Source organism: Limnohabitans sp. TS-CS-82 (assembly GCF_002943475.1).
In genome coordinates this window covers 185039-207086 of the sequence record NZ_PTQX01000012.1, presented here as the reverse complement: position 1 = coordinate 207086, position 22048 = coordinate 185039, and the positions used below count along the sequence as shown (strand labels likewise).

At 56.1% G+C, this 22048-nt stretch carries 21 protein-coding genes; 9 read left to right on the top strand and 12 right to left on the bottom strand.

What is annotated here, in order from left to right:
- Positions 1–14: 14 nt before the first annotated feature.
- Positions 15–1682, bottom strand: coding sequence for a dihydrolipoyllysine-residue acetyltransferase (aceF, locus tag C5F52_RS21355; protein WP_104800368.1), 1668 nt, complete (start codon positions 1680–1682; stop codon positions 15–17).
- Between the two features lie 18 nt (positions 1683–1700).
- Entirely contained in the window at positions 1701–4400 is a 2700-nt protein-coding gene (gene aceE, locus C5F52_RS21350; RefSeq protein ID WP_104800367.1) for a pyruvate dehydrogenase (acetyl-transferring), homodimeric type, read from the bottom strand.
- Between the two features lie 153 nt (positions 4401–4553).
- Between aceE and C5F52_RS21345 the strand changes: the two genes are divergently transcribed.
- The 4 genes from C5F52_RS21345 to C5F52_RS21330 all read left to right on the top strand — a co-directional run bounded on the left by C5F52_RS21345 (position 4554) and on the right by C5F52_RS21330 (position 10746).
- On the top strand, positions 4554–7061 hold the full coding sequence (locus tag C5F52_RS21345; RefSeq protein WP_104800366.1) for a PAS domain S-box protein: 2508 nt from the start codon (positions 4554–4556) through the stop codon (positions 7059–7061).
- Between the two features lie 15 nt (positions 7062–7076).
- Complete coding sequence (locus tag C5F52_RS21340; protein ID WP_104800365.1) at positions 7077–7703, top strand: response regulator transcription factor; 627 nt, start codon at positions 7077–7079, stop codon at positions 7701–7703.
- Between the two features lie 84 nt (positions 7704–7787).
- On the top strand, positions 7788–8648 hold the full coding sequence (gene folD / locus C5F52_RS21335; RefSeq protein ID WP_104800364.1) for a bifunctional methylenetetrahydrofolate dehydrogenase/methenyltetrahydrofolate cyclohydrolase FolD: 861 nt from the start codon (positions 7788–7790) through the stop codon (positions 8646–8648).
- Between the two features lie 10 nt (positions 8649–8658).
- On the top strand, positions 8659–10746 hold the full coding sequence (locus C5F52_RS21330; protein ID WP_104800363.1) for a M3 family metallopeptidase: 2088 nt from the start codon (positions 8659–8661) through the stop codon (positions 10744–10746).
- A 3-nt stretch (positions 10747–10749) separates the two neighbouring features.
- Here the strand turns inward: C5F52_RS21330 and C5F52_RS21325 are convergent, their stop codons facing one another.
- Positions 10750–11454 (bottom strand): SDR family NAD(P)-dependent oxidoreductase, encoded by a 705-nt coding sequence (locus tag C5F52_RS21325; RefSeq protein WP_236657955.1) that lies wholly within the window; start codon positions 11452–11454, stop codon positions 10750–10752.
- Positions 11451–12149, bottom strand: a complete 699-nt coding sequence (rpiA, locus tag C5F52_RS21320) for a ribose-5-phosphate isomerase RpiA (RefSeq protein WP_104800361.1) — start codon at positions 12147–12149, stop codon at positions 11451–11453. Before rpiA ends, C5F52_RS21325 begins: the two co-directional genes overlap by 4 nt.
- A gap of 41 nt (positions 12150–12190) precedes the next feature.
- Here rpiA and C5F52_RS21315 point away from each other — a divergent pair, with 41 nt between their 5' ends.
- Entirely contained in the window at positions 12191–13273 is a 1083-nt protein-coding gene (locus C5F52_RS21315; protein ID WP_104800360.1) for a quinone-dependent dihydroorotate dehydrogenase, read from the top strand.
- A gap of 60 nt (positions 13274–13333) precedes the next feature.
- On the opposite strand, the gene C5F52_RS21310 is transcribed toward C5F52_RS21315, so the two are convergent.
- The 4 genes from C5F52_RS21310 to C5F52_RS21295 all read right to left on the bottom strand — a co-directional run bounded on the left by C5F52_RS21310 (position 13334) and on the right by C5F52_RS21295 (position 16281).
- Complete coding sequence (locus C5F52_RS21310; protein ID WP_161499746.1) at positions 13334–13816, bottom strand: C40 family peptidase; 483 nt, start codon at positions 13814–13816, stop codon at positions 13334–13336.
- Between the two features lie 10 nt (positions 13817–13826).
- Positions 13827–14936, bottom strand: a complete 1110-nt coding sequence (locus C5F52_RS21305; protein WP_104800358.1) for an NAD(P)/FAD-dependent oxidoreductase — start codon at positions 14934–14936, stop codon at positions 13827–13829.
- A 92-nt stretch (positions 14937–15028) separates the two neighbouring features.
- Positions 15029–15574, bottom strand: a complete 546-nt coding sequence (locus tag C5F52_RS21300; protein WP_104800357.1) for a phasin family protein — start codon at positions 15572–15574, stop codon at positions 15029–15031.
- A 179-nt stretch (positions 15575–15753) separates the two neighbouring features.
- The gene (locus C5F52_RS21295) at positions 15754–16281 is read right to left on the bottom strand and encodes a phospholipase D family protein (RefSeq protein WP_104800356.1); all 528 of its coding nucleotides are present in this window, start codon (positions 16279–16281) and stop codon (positions 15754–15756) included.
- A 91-nt stretch (positions 16282–16372) separates the two neighbouring features.
- On the opposite strand from C5F52_RS21295, the gene C5F52_RS21290 reads away from it, so the two are divergent.
- Positions 16373–17590 (top strand): MFS transporter, encoded by a 1218-nt coding sequence (locus C5F52_RS21290; protein WP_236657954.1) that lies wholly within the window; start codon positions 16373–16375, stop codon positions 17588–17590.
- Positions 17591–17601: 11 nt separating this feature from the next.
- Positions 17602–18513 carry a 3'-5' exonuclease gene (locus tag C5F52_RS21285; RefSeq protein WP_104800355.1) on the top strand — a complete coding sequence of 304 codons (912 nt, stop codon included), beginning with the start codon at positions 17602–17604 and terminating at the stop codon, positions 18511–18513.
- Between the two features lie 83 nt (positions 18514–18596).
- Here the strand turns inward: C5F52_RS21285 and C5F52_RS21280 are convergent, their stop codons facing one another.
- The 4 genes from C5F52_RS21280 to C5F52_RS21265 form a co-directional block, all read right to left on the bottom strand.
- Entirely contained in the window at positions 18597–18968 is a 372-nt protein-coding gene (locus C5F52_RS21280; protein ID WP_104800354.1) for a hypothetical protein, read from the bottom strand.
- A 63-nt stretch (positions 18969–19031) separates the two neighbouring features.
- The gene (locus tag C5F52_RS21275; RefSeq protein ID WP_104800353.1) at positions 19032–19412 is read right to left on the bottom strand and encodes an MAPEG family protein; all 381 of its coding nucleotides are present in this window, start codon (positions 19410–19412) and stop codon (positions 19032–19034) included.
- Positions 19409–19780: a hypothetical protein gene (locus C5F52_RS21270; protein WP_104800352.1), complete on the bottom strand. Its 372-nt coding sequence runs from the start codon at positions 19778–19780 to the stop codon at positions 19409–19411. Before C5F52_RS21270 ends, C5F52_RS21275 begins: the two co-directional genes overlap by 4 nt.
- Before the next feature lie 45 nt (positions 19781–19825).
- Positions 19826–21142 carry an amidase gene (locus C5F52_RS21265; protein WP_104800351.1) on the bottom strand — a complete coding sequence of 439 codons (1317 nt, stop codon included), beginning with the start codon at positions 21140–21142 and terminating at the stop codon, positions 19826–19828.
- A gap of 68 nt (positions 21143–21210) precedes the next feature.
- On the opposite strand from C5F52_RS21265, the gene C5F52_RS21260 reads away from it, so the two are divergent.
- Together C5F52_RS21260 and C5F52_RS21255 are read left to right on the top strand one after the other, a co-directional pair.
- Positions 21211–21624 (top strand): thiol-disulfide oxidoreductase DCC family protein, encoded by a 414-nt coding sequence (locus tag C5F52_RS21260; protein ID WP_104800350.1) that lies wholly within the window; start codon positions 21211–21213, stop codon positions 21622–21624.
- An 82-nt stretch (positions 21625–21706) separates the two neighbouring features.
- Positions 21707–21979, top strand: a complete 273-nt coding sequence (locus C5F52_RS21255; RefSeq protein WP_201747069.1) for a hypothetical protein — start codon at positions 21707–21709, stop codon at positions 21977–21979.
- Positions 21980–22048 lie beyond the last annotated feature (69 nt).

Sequence of the window (22048 nt, the reverse complement as noted above, 5' to 3'; positions counted from 1 at the left end):
TCAGTTCCTTGGGCTTAGAGCAACACGCGACGGAAGTCGCCGAGGATTTGACCGAGGTACGCATTGAAGCGTGCCGCCGCTGCGCCGTCGATGACGCGGTGATCCCACGTCAAGCTCAGAGGCAACATCAGGCGTGGCACAAATTCTTTGCCGTTCCACACGGGTTCCATGGTGCTCTTGCACACACCGAGGATGGCCACTTCGGGCGCGTTGATGATGGGCGTGAAGTACTTACCACCAATGCCGCCGAGGCTAGAGATGGTGAAGGTTGCGCCAGTCATTTCGGCGGGGCCGAGTTTGCCGTCACGGGCTTTCTTGGCCAGCTCTGACATTTCGGCGCTGATTTGCAGCACGCCTTTTTTGTCGCAATCGCGGATGACGGGAACCATCAAACCATTGGGCGTGTCAGCGGCAAAGCCGATGTGCCAGTAGTTTTTGTAGACCAGTGCATCGCCGTCGAGCGAGCTGTTGAACTCTGGGTATTTCTTGAGCGCGGCCACGCAAGCCTTGATCAAGAAAGCAAGCATGGTCACTTTGACGCCGCTCTTCTCGTTCTCTTTGTTGGTCGAGACGCGGAAGGCTTCGAGGTCGGTGATGTCACAGTCGTCATGGTTGGTGACGGCCGGAATCATGATGGCGTTGCGAAGCAAGTTCGCGCCGCTGATCTTCTTGATACGGCCCATTTCTTTGCGCTCGACAGGACCGAACTTGGCAAAGTCAACCTTCGGCCATGGGATGAGGCCCAAGGCTGCACCATCACCACCCGCAGATGCGCCACCCTTGGCTGCTTGAGCCTTGGTTTGTGTCGCGCCCGACATGACGGACTTGGTGAAGGTTTGCACGTCGTCTTGTGTGATACGGCCTTTGTGGCCAGAGCCTTTGAGCTCTTCCAACGGCACACCGAGTTCGCGTGCGAACTTGCGCACAGAAGGTGATGCGTGTGGCAAGCCCAATGTGGGTGCGCCTGGGGCGTGTGCTGGTGCGGCCACGGCAGCCACTGCAGCGGCAACCGCAGTAGGTGCAGCAACAGCGGCAGATGCTACGGCTGCAACTGCAGATGCGGCTGCAGCCACAGGTGCAGCAGCGGCAGACACGGTGCCTTCCAAAATGGCCAACAAGTCACCAATGTTGACGGTGTCGCCCACTTTGACTTTGAGCTCTTTGAGCACGCCCGCGTGTGAGGATGGAATTTCCATCGAGGCTTTGTCAGACTCAACCGTGATGAGCGATTGCTCCACCTTGATGCTGTCGCCAGGCTTCACAAACACTTCGATCACGGCGACGTTTTTGAAGTCGCCAATGTCTGGCACGTGAATTTCGATAGGGCCCGATGCCGATGAAGCGGCGGCTGCAACAGGGGCTGCAGCTGCAACAGCTGCAGGCGCTGCGGCGGCTACAGGAGCAGCTGCTGCGGGTGCGGTAGCTGCAGGGGCTGCGGCAGCACCAGCGGCTTCCACCACCAACACCACTGAGCCTTCTTTGACCTTGTCACCCAAGTTCACGCGCAGCTCTTTGACCACACCGGCTGTGCTCGATGGAATTTCCATTGAGGCTTTGTCTGATTCGACGGTGATCAGGGACTGTTCCGCTTTCACGGTGTCGCCCACTTTGACCAGCAGTTCAATGACTGCGACTTCGTCGAAATCCCCGATATCCGGGACTTTTACTTCTACCAATGCCATGTTGTGTCTCCCGAATTTTTATGCGTACAGCGGGTTGATCTTGTCGACTTTGATGCCGTACTTTTTGATGGCTTCAGCCACTTGTGCCACTGGCACAGTGCCTTCTTCGCTGAGGGCTTTGAGGGCTGCGACCACGATGTAGTGGCGGTTGACTTCAAAGTGCTCACGCAGCTTGCTGCGGAAGTCGGAACGACCGAAGCCGTCTGTGCCCAACACTTTGTAGGTGCGGCCTTTGGGGATGAACGGACGAATCTGTTCGGCGTAGGCTTTCATGTAGTCGGTCGATGCAACGACTGGACCAACGTATGGGTCCAACTGTGCAGAGACAAACGGCACTTTTGGCTTGTCAGTGGGGTGCAACAAGTTGTAACGCTCTGCGTCTTGGCCGTCGCGTGTGAGTTCGTTGAAGCTTGGGCAGCTCCAAACGTTGGCAGCCACGCCCCAATCGGCAGCGAGCAAGTCGCGTGCAGCGATGGATTCGCGCAAGATAGTGCCCGAGCCCAACAAGTTCACGCGTGGTGCAGTTTTTTTGCCCTCGCCTTGTTGCAACAAGTACATGCCTTTGATGATTTGCTCTTCCGTGCCAGCTTTGAGGCCGGGCATGGCGTAGTTTTCGTTCAACAAGGTGATGTAGTAGAAGACGTTGTCTTGCTTCTCAACCATGCGCTTCAAACCGTGGTGCAGGATGACGCCGACTTCGTGTGCGAAGGTGGGGTCATAAGACACGCAGTTAGGAATGGTGTTGGCCATGATGTGGCTGTGACCGTCTTCGTGCTGCAAGCCTTCGCCGTTCAAAGTGGTACGGCCCGATGTGCCGCCCAACAAGAAACCGCGTGCTTGCATGTCGCCAGCAGCCCATGCCAAATCGCCAATGCGTTGGAAACCAAACATCGAGTAGTACACATAGAACGGCACCATGATGCGGTTGCTGGTGGAGTAGCTCGTCGCAGCAGCAATCCAGCTGGACATACCGCCGGCTTCGTTGATGCCTTCTTGCAGGATTTGGCCCGCTTTGTCTTCCTTGTAATACATCACTTGGTCTTTATCGACCGGTGTGTAGTTTTGACCCGCTGGGTTGTAAATACCGATTTGACGGAACAAGCCTTCCATACCAAAGGTACGGGCTTCGTCCACCAAGATAGGCACCACGCGTGGGCCCAAAGCTTGGTCACGCAAGAGCTGCGTGAGGAAGCGCACATAGGCTTGGGTGGTGGAGATTTCACGGCCTTCGGCTGTGGGCTCCATCACCGATTTGAAGATGTCCAACGACGGCACAGTGAAGGTTTCTTCGGCTTTCGTGCGACGGTGTGGCAAGTAGCCGCCCAAGGCTTTGCGGCGCTCGTGCAGGTATTGCATTTCAGGGGTGTCGTCCGCTGGCTTGTAGAACGGCACGTTGGCCAATTCGCTGTCAGGCACTGGGATGTTGAAGCGGTCACGCATGTACTTGATGTCTTCATCCGTGAGCTTCTTGGTTTGGTGAACGTTGTTCTTGCCCTCGCCTGCTTTGCCCATGCCAAAACCTTTCACGGTTTTGATGAGCAACACAGTGGGTTGGTCTTTGTGGTTCACCGCTTCGTGATAAGCCGCGTACACCTTTTGAGGGTCGTGGCCGCCGCGCTTCAAAGCCCAGATTTCGTCGTCGCTCATGTGCGAGACCATCTCTAAGGTGCGTGGATCGCGACCGAAGAAGTGCTTGCGCACATAAGCGCCATCGTTGGCTTTGAACGCTTGGAAGTCGCCGTCCAAGGTGTCCATCATGATCTTGCGCAGTGCGCCGTCTTTGTCGCGGGCCAACAGTTTGTCCCATTCGCTGCCCCATAAAAGCTTGATGACGTTCCAGCCTGAGCCACGGAATTCGCCCTCTAACTCTTGAACGATCTTGCCGTTGCCGCGCACTGGGCCGTCCAAGCGTTGCAAGTTGCAGTTGACGACAAAGATCAAGTTGTCGAGTTTTTCGCGAGCGGCCAAACCGATCGCGCCCAAGGATTCGACTTCGTCCATCTCGCCGTCGCCGCAGAACACCCAGACCTTGCGGTTTTCGGTGTTGGCAATGCCACGTGCGTGTAAGTACTTCAAGAAGCGCGCTTGGTAAATGGCCATCAATGGGCCAAGGCCCATAGACACTGTGGGGAACTGCCAAAACTCAGGCATGAGTTTGGGGTGTGGGTAGCTGGACAAACCTTTGCCATCGACTTCTTGACGGAAGTTGAGCAATTGCTCTTCGGTCAAGCGGCCTTCAAGGTAAGCACGGGCGTAAACGCCGGGTGACACGTGACCTTGGATGTACAAGCAGTCGCCACCGTGGTTTTCGTTTTCAGCGTGCCAGAAATGGTTAAAGCCCGCACCAAACATGTGAGCCAAAGAAGCGAAAGAACCAATGTGACCGCCGAGGTCGCCACCGTCTTCTGGGTTATGGCGGTTGGCTTTGACCACCATCGCCATCGCGTTCCAACGCATGTAAGCGCGCAGACGCTCTTCAATTTCGATGTTGCCAGGGCAATGCGCTTCTTGATCAGGTTCGATGGTGTTGACGTAACCCGTGGTGGCAGAGAACGGCATGTCGATGCTGCTCTCACGTGCGTGCTCGAGCAGTTGCTCTAACAAGAAGTGCGCGCGCTCAGGCCCTTCTGCATTGATGACGGCGGACAACGCGTCCATCCATTCACGCGTTTCTTGGCTGTCCACATCGTTACGTGGATCGTTCGGTTGTGCTGACATGCTTGTCTCCTCTGTGTTGCACTTGTTTTGACTCGAATGTACGAAGTTTCGCACAAATTTTAAAAATTTCAAATAGCGATCATTGATTTCTTATTATGAAATTCAATAATTACCTCAAGGAATGATTTCAAGGCAGACATAAACTCACCACACATGTCAAAAACATTGCCCACTTCCCCTTTCACGCAACTCATCACACACTGGCGTCAGTGGTGGCGCCGACAAACCCCCAACCGTCAGGACCGCTTCGCGTTCATCGCCCCCCTAGCGGCGGTGGTGCTATTCATGGCCGCCATCACCACCGCGTTTTGGTACCTGCGTTACGAAGAAATCGTGCGTGAGCAAGAAGTCGTTCGCCGCGATGTGGAGTACGCCCAACAACGTTTACGCCTGCGTTTGCTTGACAAACAAGAGCTCATGATGCGCATGGCACGTGACATTGCCAACAGGGAAACCGATAGCAAAGCTTTTTCTGGCGAAGCCCAAACTCTGCTAAACCAAAGTCCAGAGCTGGCCAGCCTGACGTGGGTGAACGCGCGTCAACATGTGCATACGTCTTATGCCAGTGCCAGCAACAACTCGACGATGAGTTTTCTCACAGGCAATGCGGTCACCCATGCCGAAACGCTGAGCGCCTTTCAATTGGCCAGAGATTTGCAGCAGCCCGTGTACTCGCAACCCATCATCGAGAGACGCTCCAATGCTGCGCCTTACACACATTTGCAGCTTCACGTTCCCATCCTGAACCACGGCAAATTTGAAGGCGTGTTGTTGGCCGAATACACGATGGATGGCATGTTGCGATTTGCAGTACCCAACGAAATCACCAACCGTTATGCCGTGTCTTTGCGAGACGTGAACAACAACGTGCTGGCAGGCCAAGCCAACAAAGCGCGTCCCAAAGTGACCGAGGTGTTGCCTTGGTTGTTTCAAACCAACGAATACGAAGTGCCCATCACTCCTGTGGGCTATGCACTGTCGCTGCACGCGCAGGCTTACCGCACCTCGCAAGGTTTGATTGGCAATGGCGTGTTTTGGTTGGTGGCTGTGCTCAGCGCCATGACCGCTTGGATGCTGATTGGCACTTGGCGACACACGCGCCGACGCGTGCAAGCACAACAAGCCTTGGTGGCAGAGACCAACTTTCGCCGCGCGATGGAAAACTCCATCCTCACCGGCATGCGTGCGATGGACCTCAAGGGCCGCATCACCTATGTGAACGCTGCGTTTTGCCAAATGACAGGCTGGACCGAGGACGAATTGGTGGGCCGTGAACCACCTTTCCCCTACTGGCCCGAAGAAGACCGCGCGACCTTGGAAGAAAAACTTGCCCAAGAACTGCAAGGCGACACCACGGCCAGCGGCTTTCAAGTTCGCGTCAAGCGCAAAACAGGTGAAGTGTTTGATGCGCGCTTGTATGTCTCTCCCCTCGTGGATGCACGCGGCCAACAAACCGGCTGGATGACGTCGATGACCGACATCACCGAGCCCAACCGCGTGCGCGAACAACTCTCCGCAGCCCACGACCGATTCACCACCGTGCTCGAAGGTTTGGACGCCTCCGTGTCTGTGGCGCCTTTGGGGAGCAAAGAACTGTTGTTTGCCAACAAGCTGTATCGCCAATGGTTTGCCAGCACCACGCAAGGTCACCTGAGTTTGGTTTCGCAAGCTGGCCAACCACGCCCCTCGACAACATCAGACGCCGCAAACGATGACGGCCAAGATGAAGACGATGGCTTGATGGGCTTGCCCACCGAAGGCATCACCGAAACCAAGGCAGAGAACGCCGAAATCTATGTGCCGGAATTAGGCAAGTGGTTAGAGGTGCGTTCACGCTACCTCAACTGGGTGGATGGCCGATTGGCGCAGATGGTGATTGCCTCAGACATCACCCCACGTCGCCAAGCCGAAGAGCAAGCCCAAGTACAAGCCGAACGCGCGCAATCGGCCAGCCGCCTCATCACTATGGGTGAGATGGCGTCCAGCGTGGCGCATGAGCTCAACCAGCCCCTGACCGCCATCAACAACTACTGCAGCGGCATGGTGTCGCGCATCAAAGCCAACAATTTGACCGAAGAAGAGTTGCTCAAGGCTTTGGAAAAAACCGCCCACCAAGCGCAACGTGCGGGGCAAATCATCCAGCGTATTCGCACCTTTGTGAAACGCAGTGAACCCAACCGCACCCCCTCCGATGTGACCGCCATGGTGGCTGAAGCGGTGGAATTGGCCGGCATTGAGATGCGTCGGCGACAGGTGCGGTTGAGCCAAGTGCTCGCGGCGCGCTTGCCCGCGGTGAACGTGGACCCCATCTTGATTGAACAAGTGTTGGTGAATTTGATGCGCAATGCCGCAGAGTCCATTGACCTGGCCCAGCGCCCGCTCACACGCCGCGATGTGGAGCTAAAGGTATTACCACGCAGCGAAGAAGGCCAACCTGTGATTGAGTTTTCAGTCACTGACACAGGGCGAGGTTTACCGCCAGAAGTGTTAGAACGTTTGTTTGAGGCTTTCTTCTCTACCAAGTCCGAAGGCATGGGCATTGGCCTGAATTTGTGCCGCTCCATCGTCGAATCCCACCAAGGCCGGATGAAGGCCGAGAACCTCTACAATGCTGATGAAATAACGGGCTGCCGCTTTTCCTTCTGGATACCGGTCCGATAGGTTGGAGTTTTTTTAATGAGTTTGATCCCCAAAAAAGGTACGGTCTACGTTGTGGACGACGACGAGGCTGTACGTGATTCCTTGCAGTGGTTGTTAGAGGGCAAGGACTACCGTGTTCGCTGCTTTGACTCCGCCGAAACTTTCCTGAGCCGTTACGACCCACGTGAAGTGGCTTGTTTGATTGTGGACATCCGCATGGGTGGCATGACGGGCCTAGAGCTGCAAGACCGTTTGGTCGAACGAAAGTCGCCTTTACCCATCGTGTTCATCACCGGTCACGGCGATGTGCCCATGGCTGTGGACACCATGAAAAAAGGCGCGATGGACTTCATTCAAAAGCCTTTTGACGAAACCGCTTTGGTGAACTTGGTCGAACGCATGTTGGCGCAAGCCACCACGTCGTTCGCCGAATCACAACAAGCCGCCAGCCGCGATGCGCTGATGGCCAAGCTGACTACCCGAGAAGCCCAAGTGTTAGAGCGCATCGTGGCTGGCCGTTTGAACAAGCAAATTGCAGACGACCTCGGCATCAGCATCAAAACCGTGGAAGCGCACCGTGCCAACATCATGGAAAAGCTCAACGCCAACACCGTGGCCGACTTGCTGAAAACCGCACTCGGACAAAACGCTGCCAAAGCCTAATCAGGCCGCACGTTTGCTCACCCTTTTAACGCCCGTGTCTCACGGGCGTTTTCAATTCAACTTCTTCTCTGTATACACAAGACCATGACTGCACAACTCATTGACGGCAACGCCCTCTCCAAACAACTGCGCACCCAAGTGGCCGCCGACACAGCAGCCTTGAAAGCCAAGGGTTTGACACCGGGCTTGGCCGTTGTGTTGGTAGGCGACAACCAAGCCAGCCAGGTGTATGTGCGCAACAAGGTCAAAGCATGTGAAGACGCTGGCCTGCATTCGGTGCTTGAAAAATACGAAGCCACCATGACCGAGGCCGATTTGTTGGCACGCGTGGAAGCGCTGAACCACGATGACAACATTCACGGCATCTTGGTGCAACTGCCCTTGCCTGCGCACATTGATGCACAAAAAGTGATCGAAGCCATCAGCCCCGCCAAAGACGTGGATGGTTTTCACATCGCGAGCGCAGGCGCATTGATGACCGGCATGCCCGGTTTCTGGCCTTGCACGCCGTATGGCTGCATGAAGATGCTCGAGAGCATTGGCTACGACCTGAAGGGCAAACACGCGGTGGTGATTGGCCGCAGCAACATCGTGGGCAAGCCCATGGCACTCATGCTGCTGCAAAAAGATGCCACTGTGACAGTGGCGCACTCGCGCACGCAAAACCTCAAAGCGCTCACGCTTCAAGCTGACGTGATCGTGGCCGCCGTGGGCAAGCGCAATGTGTTGACGGCTGACATGGTCAAGCCTGGTGCTGTTGTGCTGGACGTGGGCATGAACCGCAACGATGAAGGCAAGCTGTGCGGTGATGTGGACTTTGATGGCGTGAAAGAAGTGGCGGGCTACATCACCCCTGTACCGGGTGGGGTTGGACCGATGACCATCACAATGTTGCTGGTCAACACCTTGGAATCGGCGCAACGGGCCTTATCTGAGAAACATTGAAAGTTTTCTTATGACACACGCTATCAATCCGCTTCTAGATTTCTCGAATCACCCGTTGTTCGACGTCATCCAACCATCGCACATCGCACCGGCACTTGATCAACTCTTGCCTGCGGCCGATGCCGCGTTAGAGCAAGTCACAGCAGCCGACTTCCCCGCCGAGTGGAAAGCGATTGCATCGGTGCTGGATGTGGCCACCGAAAAACTCAGCCGAGCTTGGGGTGCTGTGAGCCATTTGCACTCTGTGGCTGACACGCCAGAGCTGCGCGCTGCGTATACCGAAGCGCTGCCACGCGTGACTGAGTTTTACACACGCCTTGGTGCTGACGAGCGCTTGTATGCCAAGTACAAAGCCATCGATGCGGCGAGCTTGAACACCGAACAAAAACACGCACACACCTTGGCCATGCGCAACTTTGTGTTGTCAGGTGCTGAGCTGGTGGGTGCTGCCAAAGAACGCTTTGCTGCTATTCAAGAGCGCCAAGCGGAAGTGAGCCAAAAGTTCAGCGAGAACGTGTTGGACGCGACTGACCAATGGTCGGCCATCGTCACCGCCGAAGAGTTGGCTGGTGTACCAGACGACGTGCTGCAAACCACACGCGCAGCAGCTGAGAAGGATGGTGTGGCTGGCCACAAACTGAATTTAAAAATGCCGTGCTACCTGCCCATCATGCAGTTTGCGCACAGCTCGGCCCTGCGTGAAAAGCTGTACCGCGCTTATGCCACACGCGCCTCTGACCAATCGGAAGCTGTTCAAGCTGGAAAAACAGAACAAGACAACACACCATGGGTGAAAGAAATCTTGGCCCTGCGCCAAGAAGAAGCGCAGCTCTTAGGCTATGCCAACTACGCCGAGGTGTCGTTGGCTGCCAAGATGGCGCAGTCGCCCGCCGAGGTGATGGCCTTCTTACGTGACCTCGCCAAACGTGCCCGCCCCTATGCCGAAAAAGACGTGGCCGAGATGCGCGCCTTTGCTGCCGAGCACTTGAACCTGCCAGACCCACAACCGTGGGACTGGCCGTACATCGGCGAGAAGCTCAAAGAAGCGCGCTACGCTTTCAGCGAGCAAGAAGTCAAACCCTACTTCACCGCGCCTAAGGTGTTGGCTGGTTTGTTCAAAATTGTGGAAACCTTGTTTGAGGTGAGCATTCGCCGCGACGACGCGCCGGTGTGGCACCCAGCGGTGGAGTTCTATCGCATCGAAAGACATTCGGAAGCAACCCGCGCCCGCGGCTTGCCGCCTGAGCTAGTGGGCCAGTTTTACCTCGACCCAGGCGCTCGCGCAGGCAAACGCGGCGGCGCGTGGATGGACGATGTGCGCGCACGCTGGTTGCGCCCCGACACAGGTGCGTTGCAAACACCCGTGGCACACCTTGTGTGCAACTTCTCCGAAGCCGTGGGCGGCAAACCACCGCTGCTCACGCACGATGACGTGATCACCCTCTTCCACGAATGCGGCCACGGCTTGCACCACATGCTCACGCAAGTGAACGAGCGCGATGTGTCGGGCATCAGCGGTGTCGAGTGGGATGCGGTCGAGCTGCCCAGTCAGTTCATGGAAAACTTCTGCTGGGAGTGGAGCGTGTTGCGCCACATGACCGCACACGTGGACACGGGCGAGCCTTTGCCACGCGCCTTGTTCGACAAGATGCTGGCCGCCAAAAACTTCCAAAGCGGTTTGCAAACGCTGCGTCAAATCGAGTTCTCACTCGTGGACATGCTGCTGCACTCTGACGGTGAAAAAGCGCAAGACTTCATGCAAGTGCTGCGCGATGTGCGCGCCGAAGTGGCCGTTTTGCAAAGCCCTGCATGGGGCCGCACGCTGCACACCTTCAGCCATATCTTTGCAGGCGGCTATGCGGCCGGCTACTACAGCTACAAGTGGGCCGAGGTGCTAAGTGCCGATGCCTACGCCGCGTTTGAAGAAACCGCAGGCGCAGATGGCGAACCAAGCATTGACACGGGCCGCCGCTACCGCGAAACCATCCTAGAAGTAGGCGGTAGCCGCCCAGCGATGGAATCGTTCAAAGCCTTCCGTGGCCGTGAGCCTCAGCTGGATGCGCTGCTGCGACATCAAGGCATGAGCGCCGCGCACTAAGCATCACCAAGGAATCGCTGAGCCTTTGTAATCCACAAAGTGCGCAGCGGCTTTCGCTGGCAAATCATCCAAAGCACTGAGTAAACCCGCCACCGATTGCGCGGGCGTAAGGCAGTCTTGCGCCGGCACAAACGGCGCTGACAAATTGGATGCCACTGTGCCGGGCTGCATAGCAGCCACTACGAGTTGTGGGCGTTTACGGGCGGCTTCAATCGCTGCTGTTTGCAGCACCATGTTCAATGCCGCCTTGGCTGCACGATAGCCATACCAACCGCCTTTGCCGTTGTCGCTGATGCTGCCCACGCGCGCTGATAGCTTGGCGTAAATGCTGCGCTGCTCAATAGCGAGCAAAGGTACAAAGTGTTTGAGCAACAACGCGGGGCCAATGGTGTTGACTTCAAACGCACGCGCCAGTTGCGCGGCGTTGAGTGCACCCATGTGTTTTTCTGGCCCCTGCCCGTCAATGCTGAGCGCACCTGTGGCATCGATGATGAGGTGAAACGGGCCTTGAGATTGGGCGGCCAGCTCAGTAGCCGCAGCTGCCATGCTGGCCTCGTCTTCTAAACGAAATGCAGGTTGCGAATTGCGCGACAAGCCAACTACTTCGACGCATGCTGCATCGGCCTGCAAGGCCTCAACAAAAGCACTCCCCAGCGCACCCGATGCACCCAGCACCAAAGCCCGATAAGAAGTGCCTAGGCTTTTCAAAACTTGAGCGTCTTCACGCCGGTGGATGTGCCCAGCAAACACACTTGCGCTTTTTGATGGGCAAACACACCCACGGTCACCACGCCCGGCCATTGGTTCACGTCTGACTCAAACTTCAGTGGGTCACTGATTTTCAAACCTGTCACGTCCACGATGTGTTGGCCGTTGTCGGTGACCAAAGGTTGGCCGTCTTTCAAACGCACCTTGGCGCTGCCACCCATCGCAACAAATTGGCGCATCACGCGAGCGGTTGCCATGGGAATCACTTCAACCGGCAATGGAAATGCGCCCAATGCATCGACCAGTTTGCTTTCATCGGCAATGCACACAAACATCTTGGATTGCGCAGCCACAATTTTTTCGCGGGTCAACGCAGCGCCGCCGCCTTTGACCATGTGACCTTGGTGGTCGATTTCGTCAGCGCCGTCGATGTAGACCGACAGGCTTTCTACCTCGGCCGCTTCAAACACTTTGATGCCCAAAGCTTGCAAGCGTTCGGTGGAAGCCACAGAGCTAGACACCGCGCCTTTGATTTGGTCCTTCATGGTGGCCAAGGCGTCGATGAACTTGTTCACCGTAGAGCCTGTGCCCACGCCCACCACTTCGCCGGGCACCACATATTGCAGGGCGGCCTGGCCCACCAAAGTTTTCAATTCGTCTTGAGACAAAGGTGTGGCATTTGTAGGCGTGTTCATGGGCGAAAATCCGAGGGTTTTATAAAAGCTTGAGATTATCCATGTCGTTGTTGCCTTATTCCCTCGCCCGCCCATTTCTGTTTGCTTGTGCTCCTGAAACCGCCCATGAACACACGCTGGCCATGCTGGCCCGCACGCAAAACACGCCGCTGGCGTGGGCCTATTGCCAAGAGCGCGTGCAAGACCCCGTTCAACTGGCAGGCTTGAACTTCCCCAACCGTGTGGGCTTGGCCGCAGGCTTGGACAAAAACGCGCATTGCATCGACGGCTTGGCCGCAATGGGTTTTGGTTTTGTCGAAGTGGGCACCGTCACGCCAAAAGGCCAGCCGGGCAACCCCAAGCCGCGCATGTTCCGTTTACCCGAAGCCAACGCGTTGATTAACCGCTTGGGCTTTAACAACGAAGGTTTGGATGCTTTCTTGGCCAACGTGAAACTGGCGAAGTTCCGTAGCAACTCAACCAAGCAAGGCGGCACGCCCATGTTGCTTGGCCTCAACATCGGCAAGAACGCCGCCACGCCCATTGAAAATGCAGCTGACGATTATTTGATTTGCCTCAACGGCGTCTACCCACACGCCGACTACGTGACGGTAAACATCTCTAGCCCCAACACCAAAAACCTGCGCGAGCTGCAAAGCGACGAAGCGCTGGATGCACTCATCGGCACGCTCGCCAAACGCCGCGCGGAATTGGCTCAACAACACAACAAGCAAGTGCCGGTGTTCATCAAGATTGCGCCCGATTTGGACAGCGACCAAATCGCGGTGATTGCGACCACGTTGAAGCGTCACTGTGTGCACGAAGGCACGCCATCTTGGGGCGTGATTGCGACGAATACAACGATCGCCCGCGACGCCGTGCAAGGCATGGCACACGCCGACGAAACAGGCGGCCTATCAGGCGCACCCGTGTTCGAGAAAAGCAACGAAGTCATTCGCCAATTACGCGCAGCCATGGGACCGAACTTCCCCATCATCGGCGTGGGCGGCATCTTGAGCGGCGCCGATGCGGTAGCGAAAATCAAAGCAGGTGCGGATGTGGTGCAGATTTACACCGGTCTGATTTACAAAGGCCCAGCACTCGTGAAAGAGGCTGCGTTGGCCATTCGCGATCGCACTAAATAAGCAGCAAGCTTTCGTGACGGGTAACTCCGCGCGAAAAGCAAACTGGCCTACGGCTCAACCTCAGGCAAAAACCGTGCGATAACCCTCAAAGCGTTTTGACCAATAGCTATGGCTCAAGCGCTCGGTTTTCACACCGGTTCGCTCGTTGGCTGCGTGCACAAATTTGCCATCGCCAATGTAGATGCCCACATGGGAAAACGGACTGCCCAAGGTGTTGAAAAACACCAAGTCACCAGGATGGGCCTGCGACGCATTGACGGGACGTGCAGCCTCTGCCATTTGTGCCGCGCTGCCTTTGATCGCAATGCCAGCGGACTCTTTGTACACAAAGGTCACCAAGCCCGAACAGTCAAACCCCGTATGGAGTTTTTTACCGCCATAGGTGTAGCCGCGATCTAGCATGGCCATGGCTTGCATGACGATGTCTTGACGCTTGGCGGGGTTGTTGGGGTAGTTTTGTGAGGTGGTCGATTGACGCGACACCGTCGAGCAAGCCAACAAAAATTGCGTCATGCAAACGCCAAGGAATAAGCGTTTATTCATGCGTGCAACTTTACTGCAAGGCCTGAACAACAGCATCACCGATCGCCAGCGCACTCGTCAAGCCTGGTGACTCAATGCCAAACAAATTCACCAAGCCTTTCACGCCATGCACGTCTGGGCCTTGGATACAAAAATCGGCGGCTTCGTCGTTAGGGCCAGATATTTTGGGGCGAATGCCTGCATAGCCGGCTTGCAACACACCATCACCCAAGGCTGGCCAATACTTGCGTACGGCGTCGTAAAACGCTTGCTCATGCTCGGTGGACACCACCAAATCATCAGGGCCGTCCACCCATTGCACATCAGGCCCAAACTTGGCCTGACCACCCAGGTCAAGCGTCAAGTGCACGCCCAAACCTGCGGCTTCGGGCACGGGATAAATCAAACGCGAAAACGCTGACTTGCCCGAGAGCGTGAAATAGTTGCCTTTGGCAAAGTAAGCCTTAGGCACATGCTGTGCGGCCAAACCTTCAAAGCGTTTCGCCAACCAAGGCGCGGTCAGCCCTGCTGCATTCACCACCGTTTGCGCCAACAACTCAGAGCCATCGGCCATGCGCACCACGATGCCATCTTCGCGACACACGGCTGAAGCAACAGGCGAATTCAAGGCCACGATGCCGCCTGCATTTTCAAAATCACCTTGCAAACTCAGCATCAAACCGTGACTGTCCACAATGCCCGTGCTGGGTGAATGCAAGGCTGCCACGCATGACAGCGCGGGCTCCATCGATTGCGCTTGCTCGGCGGTAAGCAGCACCACATCGGTCACGCCATTGGCGTGGGCCTTTTGCAAAACGGCATGAAGTGCAGGGAGTTGCTCCACATGTGTCGCCACAATCAATTTGCCACAGCGCTGGTACGACACACCGCGCTCTGCCGCATAGGCATACAGCATGTCGCGACCTTGCACGCACAACTTGGCCTTGAGCGAGCCTTGCGGGTAGTAAATGCCTGCGTGAATGACTTCGCTGTTGCGCGAACTGGTGCCCGTGCCAATGGCGTCTGCCGCTTCCAACACCAACCACTCGCGAGCAGTTTCTGGTGCCGCCTGAATCAAAGCACGCGCCGCAGCCAAGCCCACCACACCTGCGCCAATCACCACACCGTCTACTTTATCCACCGCTGCTCTCCTGTGTTTTGACCCAATGTTAAGCACATACGAAAAACGGCTCCCGAAGGAGCCGTTTCAGTTGTCTTGGAGGACCTTGAAAATTAACGCTTCTTAGCAGCTGGCTTAGCTGTTTTCAAAGCTGTTTCTGTCATGTTTTTGTAGTTGGCTTCAGCAACATCAGTGGCTTGCTTGACAGCTTTTTGCACAGATTCCAAAGCGTTGTTACCAGCGGCAACTGCAGTTTTGAATGCAGCCACAGCAGCTTCAGAACCAGCAGGTGCGTTTTTAGCAGCGTTGTCCACCATGTCGTGGAAAGCTTTTTGCGCTTCAGCCACTTTAGATTCCACGTGACCTTGGAAATGTGAACCTGTACCTGTGGTGATTTCAACCAAGTGACGGTTGTAGGCCACAGCTTTTTCAGCCAAAGGTTGGAACAGGCTGGCTTGCAAAGCCAACAACTCTTGTGCGTCTTTCACGCTCAAAGCAGCGTTGGTTTGTTTTTGTGAATCAGCCAAAGTGCTTTTCGCAGCGGCCAAGTTCAACTCGATGAGTTGCTCCACGCCAGAGAAAGCTTTGGTGGTCAAACCCACCAGAGTTTCCAGATTAGCTTTGTTAGCGGCGATTACTTGTTCAGGTGTCAAAGTCATTTCATATCTCCAAAATTTAAAAGGATGGTTAAAACTGCTCTGAACCTGGCCATTTGGCTAAAGTTATGTTGCAGTGCAGCATGACGCGTATTTTAGGGATAAGTTTCACGCTGACAAGGGTTTTGCGCCGAAATGGTGCGCTTTTAGAGCTGGCAGACTAAATCTGGCTTTTCAAACCCTTACTCCACGCCGTGCGCCCAATGGTGTTGCCACTGCTGGCTGTACTTTTCGGCCAAGTCTGCGGATTTCAAAACCAAAAAGTTTTCTGCGTTTCGGGTGGACGCAGAGTTGGTGAAATTGAAACTGCCCGTGATGACGATGGTTCGGTCAATCACCATCACCTTGTTGTGAGCGATGGCATGTTTGCCGTCTTGGCGCAGTTCAATTTGGGCATCGCTCAGCACATCCATCACATAGCGGTTTGAGCTTTGGCTTTTTCGGTCCAGCAATACGCGCACCTCGACACCACGTTGGTGCGCTCTTATCAAGGCTTGTGCAATGGCGTTGTGGGTGAAGCCATAAGCTTGCACCAACACCTCGCGTTCACTGTCATCAATCGCTCTCACAATAGCTGCCACAGCATTTGCAGGTGGCGTGAAGTAAACGCCCAACACCTCAGCCGTCATGGCGTCTTGGTTGGGTTGTGCCCAAGCCCATGAACACACCCCACTCAACAAACCAATTAACAAAGACACAAAAAATTTCATAGTGCCAATGCTAAACCGTCATCTCATAGTTTTCGACTTTGACTTACAAGCGACAGCCTCTAACGCGGGTAACAGGTAAAGTGACAGCGCTTTGAAAACAAACACATCCTCCCCTCAAGCCCTATCGCCCACGACCCGCCGGGCGATTTTTTTGTTGTCGCTGGCCACGTTTTGCAGCATGGCCTTGCAGCGCATTTGCGACCCCATGCTGCCCGAGCTGTCGCGCGTCTTCGATGCGCCCATCAGTGAGGCCTCGCGAGTCATTTCATTCTTCGCCATCGCCTACGGTTTGATGCAGCTCTTTTATGGCCCCGTAGGTGACCGCTTAGGCAAATACCGCGTCGTCATGCTGGCCACCATCGGTTGCAGCGTGGGCTGCGTGCTGTCGGCGCTCAGCGCGGACTTGACGTTTCTTGTGGCCGCGCGTGTCGGCACCGCATTGGCGGCAGCCGCCATCATTCCGCTTTCATTGGCTTGGGTGGGCGATGTGGTGCATTACGAGCATCGCCAAGAAACCTTGGCCCGTGTGGGTTTAGGCACCATGCTGGGCATCACGGCTGGCCAGTTGTTTGGCGGACTGCTGACTGACACCTTGGGTTGGCGCTGGGCGTTTGCACTGATGGCCGCGGCTTTTGCCACCGTGAGTCTTTTGCTTGGCCAACAGCTCAAACATTTGGACCCCACCGCGCACCCAACACATGCACCCACAGGTTTTTTCAAACAGCTGCAACAAGTGGCGCATAACCCATGGGCACGCACCTTTCTGAGCATCACCTTGGTGGAAGGTGCCACTGTGTTTGGTGTGTTGGCCGTGACAGCGGCGCACTTGCATCAGGTGCACCACATCTCCCTCACGTTGGCAGGCGGGACCACGGCGCTCTTTGGATTAGGGGGCATGGCTTACATGGCCACGGCCAAAATCACCATTCGACGCTTTGGAGAAGTGGGTTTGGCGCGTTACGGCGGCATGAGCTTTGGCGCCGCATTTTTGGTGATTGCGTTTGCACCTTGGTGGCAACTGGCGCTGCCCTCTTGCTTTATTGCTGGCTTTGGGTTTGCCATGTTTCACAACACCATGCAGGCCAAGGCCACGCAAATGGTGCCCACCGCACGCGGCACAGGCGTGACGCTGTTTGCTGGCTTTTTATTTTTAGGCCAATCGCTTGGCGTGTTGATACTGGCTGAACTCTTGAGCCACTTCAACTCGCCGTTGATTTTGGGCGCTGATGCTTTGGTGGTTTGTGCGATGGGCATCTTTTTGTCACGCGCCATTGCCAAGCGCAACGCCACACAGGCCGACCACGCTTAACATTAGCCCCTATGACTCAAGACATCGAACAACTCGCCCAACAACTCGAACAACATCCAGACTACCGCGTGCTTCGCCGCCTCGTGCCTGGCCGTGTGTTCAACACCCCCGCTCCCGGCCAAAAGCTCAGCAAAGGCATCGTGCTCGACACCGAGACCACCGGCTTTGACGTGGCCCAAGACCGCGTGATTGAACTGGGCATGCTGGCCTTTGAATTCGACCCCGTTACAGGTGTGGTCTACCGCGTGGTGGATGTGCTGGACGAACTGGAAGACCCAGGCTTTGCCATTCCCCCCGCCACCATCGCGGTGCACCACATCACCGACGAGATGGTGAAAGGCCACCGCATTGACGACGCCCGCGTGGCTGAGTTTTTGAAAAACGTGGACGTGGTCATTGCCCACAACGCTCAATTTGACCGCCCATTTGTGGAAGCTCGCTGGCCGCTGTTTGAACAACTCAACTGGGCTTGCAGCATCAAAGACATTGACTGGCGCGAAGAAGGCTTTGGCTCTGCCAAGCTAGAGTATTTGCTCAGCACCCAGGGCTACTTTTACGAAGCTCACCGTGCTGAGGCCGATTGCTGGGCGCTGCTTGAGCTGCTGAATCAAGTGCTGCCGCAAAGCCAACAAACGGCTCTGCTTGCCGTGCTGATGACTTTGAACAAGCCGCAGCAAAAGGTGTACGCCATCAACTCGCCGTTTGAGACCAAAGACAAACTCAAAGCCCGTAACTACCGCTGGTCAGCCGAGCTGCGCTGCTGGAGCCGTGTGGTGGCTGGTGAAGCCGAAACCAAGCAAGAGCTGGAATGGCTCAAGCACCATGTGTACGCAGGCCGCAGTGCTCGCGTGGAGCTAGAAACCACGGGCGGCAAAGTGCGCTATTCCAACCGTGTGGGCCACAAAGAAGTGGTGACGCTCTAACCATGTGATAGATGCGCCTCAATGAAGCGCATGGCGCACAACAAAAAGCCGGGCTAGCCCGGCTTTTTGTTTGAGTGACTTTGTTAGTAGTTCACAGGCTGCCAAGGCACTTGGCAGGTGGGCACATTGGGGTAGTACTGCTGCGCTGTCGGGCAGAAATACGCCACACGGCTAGGCGGCGCATATTGCTGTTGCACCACCACTGTTTGTGGCATGGCATAGCTGGGCGTGCTGGCGGCATACATCACGCTGCCCACCAACGCAGCACCCAACACGGGGGCGAGCCAATAGTTGCTAGAGCCACGGTAGTGACCACCGTAACCATGACCGCCGTAGTTGTGACCATAACCACCGTGGCCACCGCCATATCCACCATGCCCACGGCCATCCGCTTGCGCGGGCAAGACCACGGCAAAGGCCAACATACAAGCCAACAAGGTAGAAAAGCGTTTCATAGAAAACTCACTTTGTGAAAAGGTAGCTCTACAACGCGCGGCACTTGCAAACGGATGACAGCTTTACAAACCCAAGGCCGCAGCAAACAAACCCACCACACTCAGCAGGCCCACCAACCAGCACAAAGAACGCAAGCTGGCTTTGTCGGTCACGTAGCAAACAATGAAGCCCACGCGTGCTGCAACAAACACAAACGCGTACAAATCAATACGTGCTGCATCCACTTGCGCCAAGGTGGCAATGATCACGCCCGCAGCAAACAGTGGAAACGACTCAAAAGTATTGGCCTGCGCCGCATTGGCGCGCGCACGGAAACCCGTTTGCTGAGCCAACCATTCACGTGGATTGTGGTTGTCAAACTTTTTGAACCCCCACTTCGCAACCATGGCACACACATAGGGCAACAAGCCCGCCACCAAGACACACAGATAAGCTTTGTTCATCGCATCACCACCAACCAAGGACTGACACAGGTTTGCACCATCGGAAAATACTGGCCTGTTTCGCGACAGTAGTACGCCTCAACAGGTTGCTGCACCGGCTGACTGTTCACCCACTGCGTAGGCTGGGGGTTGCTCATCACCACCGCAGGTGGGCTGGTGATGATGACGGTAGATGGCTGCACAGGGCGCGACAAATAAATCGACGTGCCCACAATCGCTCCGCCCACCAAAGCTGGGCCCCAGAAGTAATCGCCACCGCCACGGTAATAACCACCACGGTAACCGCCGTAGGGGCCATGCGCCATGGCTGCGCCTGCCGTCGCGGCTAGCAACAGGCCTAGCGCGAATGTGCGAAATTTAGAAGTCATAGCGTGCTCTCTTTCTCTCAACGCTTGGATTGTGGTCTAAGCGCGTCAAGAATTGATTAAGTTTTCTAAAGCCAACGCCACGCGCGCCAAATGCGCGTCCTGGCCGGCAACGCTAGACACCATCAAACCCACAGGCAACTCACCCGCTTCATGGCAAGGCAGGCTCCACGCGCAGCCGTCCATGTAGTTGATAGCCGAGGGGTTGCGCAGCAATAAGCGATTCACTTTGAAAAATGCCTCATCGTCTTTGAGCAAAGGCTCAGTCAATGGCGCGACCATGGGCACTGTGGGGCACAACATGGCGTCAAAGCCTTCCAGCGTTTGTTGGGCTGCAGTAATCCACGCGTTGCGGCGGTTGTGTAGCTCTAGGTAGTCTTGGGCGCTGATGCCTTTGCCCAGCATCATGCGAGCCACCACGCGGTGGTCAATTTGGTGTGCACCGCGCTCCAGGCGCGCGTGGTGTGCAGCGTAGCTCTCGATGGGCGAAAAACCACCGGGCATGCTGAGCGCAGCAATGTCGCCCAGTGCTGTGAAGGGCATCTCCACCACTTGCGCACCCGCCTTGTTGATGCGATGCAAAGTGCGCACAAAAGCCTGGGCCACGGTGGCATCCACATCGTCCATCATCAAAGTTTGCGGCACGGCAAAACGCAGGCCGCGCAACTCTGTGGCATCAGTAGGCAACGCTTGTTGCGACAGCACCGCATCCACCGCCAAACACGCCCGCACCGAGCGTGTGATGCTGCAAACGGTGTCCAGCGTGCGCGACAACTCCATCACACCCGTGCACGGAATACGCACTTGCGTGCTCTTGTAGCCCACCAAGCCACACAGCGCGGCGGGTATACGGATAGAGCCGCCCGTGTCTGTGCCAATACCGGCCTCGGCCAGCCCCAAAGCCACAGACACTGCAGCGCCCGACGACGAACCTCCGGGCACGCGTGCATGCGCTGGGTCAGCAGGATTGGCAGGCGTGCCGTGGTGTGGGTTGATGCCCACGCCCGAGAACGCAAACTCGCTCATATTGGTTTTGCCCAGCACCACCGCACCTGCATCGCGCAAGCGTTGCACCACGGGTGCATCGTGCAGCGCAGGCGCTTCGCCCGCGCACACCACGCCACCGGCCATGGTGGTTTCGCTCGCCACGTCGATGTTGTCTTTGAGCGTGATGCACACGCCGTGCAACACACCTAGGCTGCGGCCTGCTTTCGCCTCAGCATCACGTTGCTGCGCTGAGGCGCGTGCGGCATCGGCATAGAGCTGCGTGAACACATGTTGCGCAGCTGGGCTGGCTGCGCCCTCTAGCGCGCTGGCCACACGTTGTGTGGCGGTGGTGGATGTATCAAAGCAGGCTTGGGTCATGCGATCAATTCTGCCCGATTACCCTTTGTGCAGCACCGCGCTTGGTAGGCGTGCTAGCCTACGTTCCGATGCAAACCACAACTGCCACCACCACGCCCGAACTCACGCTGTACTACGACGGCCAGTGCCCGCTGTGCGTGGCTGAGATAGATTTTTTGCAAAGCCGCAATGCGCAGGGCCAGTTGGCCTTTGTGGACGTTACCCACACTGGCTTTGAGGCTGCGGGCCACAACATCTCGTGCGAAGCCGCCATGGCGCAGATTCATGGCCGCACCGCCGATGGCCAAGTGCTGGTGGGTGTGCCCGTGTTTGCCACCGCTTACCGGCTAGCCAAACTGCCTGTTTTGGCTTGGGTGTTGTCACGCAAATGGCTCATGCCGGTGCTGCAACCGGCCTATGTGCTGTTTGCCAAACACCGCCAAGCCATCTCAAAACGCATTGGGCCCAGCGTTTTGAAGCTTTCCAAGCGCTTTTTGCGGTGAATTTTGAGGTTTTTGAGGGCCGGTTGTCAGAACGGTTGATAAATTTGCGAAAATACCGTCTTTGCCTCGAGAACTACAACGAATGTCACGCCCAGAAAAAACAGAAATCTCCAACGACGGTTTGCGCTACAAATCGAAAAAAGGCGGTTCACCCTTCGAAGGCCTCGGCCGCACTGGCGACACCATGAGCTGCATCAAGTGCGGCGTTCACAAGCCCCGCAACAACGGTTCATTCAAGCGCATCTTGGGTTCATCCATGTTTGTGTGCTTCGACTGCAGCCCTCCCAAGAAAGAGGCAGCACCTGCAGACGGTGCCACCCCAATGGCAGCTACCAAAGAAAAAGCCAAAGCTTAATTCTTGCTACCCCACAAAAAAGCGGCTCGTTGAGCCGCTTTTTTATTGCCCCAAACAACCTAGCAATTG

Bases quoted from the DNA above. Each gene is read 5' to 3' on its own strand.
- C5F52_RS21260 (WP_104800350.1), top strand. From the start codon at position 21,211: ATGCAAACCACAACTGCCACCACCACGCCCGAACTCACGCTGTACTAC.
- C5F52_RS21330 (WP_104800363.1), top strand. From the start codon at position 8,659: ATGACACACGCTATCAATCCGCTTCTAGATTTCTCGAATCACCCGTTG.
- aceE (WP_104800367.1), bottom strand. From the start codon at position 4,400: ATGTCAGCACAACCGAACGATCCACGTAACGATGTGGACAGCCAAGAA.
- C5F52_RS21310 (WP_161499746.1), bottom strand. From the start codon at position 13,816: ATGAATAAACGCTTATTCCTTGGCGTTTGCATGACGCAATTTTTGTTG.
- C5F52_RS21275 (WP_104800353.1), bottom strand. From the start codon at position 19,412: ATGAACAAAGCTTATCTGTGTGTCTTGGTGGCGGGCTTGTTGCCCTAT.
- C5F52_RS21345 (WP_104800366.1), top strand. From the start codon at position 4,554: ATGTCAAAAACATTGCCCACTTCCCCTTTCACGCAACTCATCACACAC.
- C5F52_RS21300 (WP_104800357.1), bottom strand. From the start codon at position 15,574: ATGACTTTGACACCTGAACAAGTAATCGCCGCTAACAAAGCTAATCTG.
- rpiA (WP_104800361.1), bottom strand. From the start codon at position 12,149: ATGAACACGCCTACAAATGCCACACCTTTGTCTCAAGACGAATTGAAA.
- folD (WP_104800364.1), top strand. From the start codon at position 7,788: ATGACTGCACAACTCATTGACGGCAACGCCCTCTCCAAACAACTGCGC.
- C5F52_RS21295 (WP_104800356.1), bottom strand. From the start codon at position 16,281: ATGAAATTTTTTGTGTCTTTGTTAATTGGTTTGTTGAGTGGGGTGTGT.
- C5F52_RS21280 (WP_104800354.1), bottom strand. From the start codon at position 18,968: ATGAAACGCTTTTCTACCTTGTTGGCTTGTATGTTGGCCTTTGCCGTG.
- C5F52_RS21315 (WP_104800360.1), top strand. From the start codon at position 12,191: ATGTCGTTGTTGCCTTATTCCCTCGCCCGCCCATTTCTGTTTGCTTGT.
- C5F52_RS21270 (WP_104800352.1), bottom strand. From the start codon at position 19,780: ATGACTTCTAAATTTCGCACATTCGCGCTAGGCCTGTTGCTAGCCGCG.
- aceF (WP_104800368.1), bottom strand. From the start codon at position 1,682: ATGGCATTGGTAGAAGTAAAAGTCCCGGATATCGGGGATTTCGACGAA.
- C5F52_RS21255 (WP_201747069.1), top strand. From the start codon at position 21,707: ATGTCACGCCCAGAAAAAACAGAAATCTCCAACGACGGTTTGCGCTAC.
- C5F52_RS21340 (WP_104800365.1), top strand. From the start codon at position 7,077: ATGAGTTTGATCCCCAAAAAAGGTACGGTCTACGTTGTGGACGACGAC.
- C5F52_RS21265 (WP_104800351.1), bottom strand. From the start codon at position 21,142: ATGACCCAAGCCTGCTTTGATACATCCACCACCGCCACACAACGTGTG.
- C5F52_RS21285 (WP_104800355.1), top strand. From the start codon at position 17,602: ATGACTCAAGACATCGAACAACTCGCCCAACAACTCGAACAACATCCA.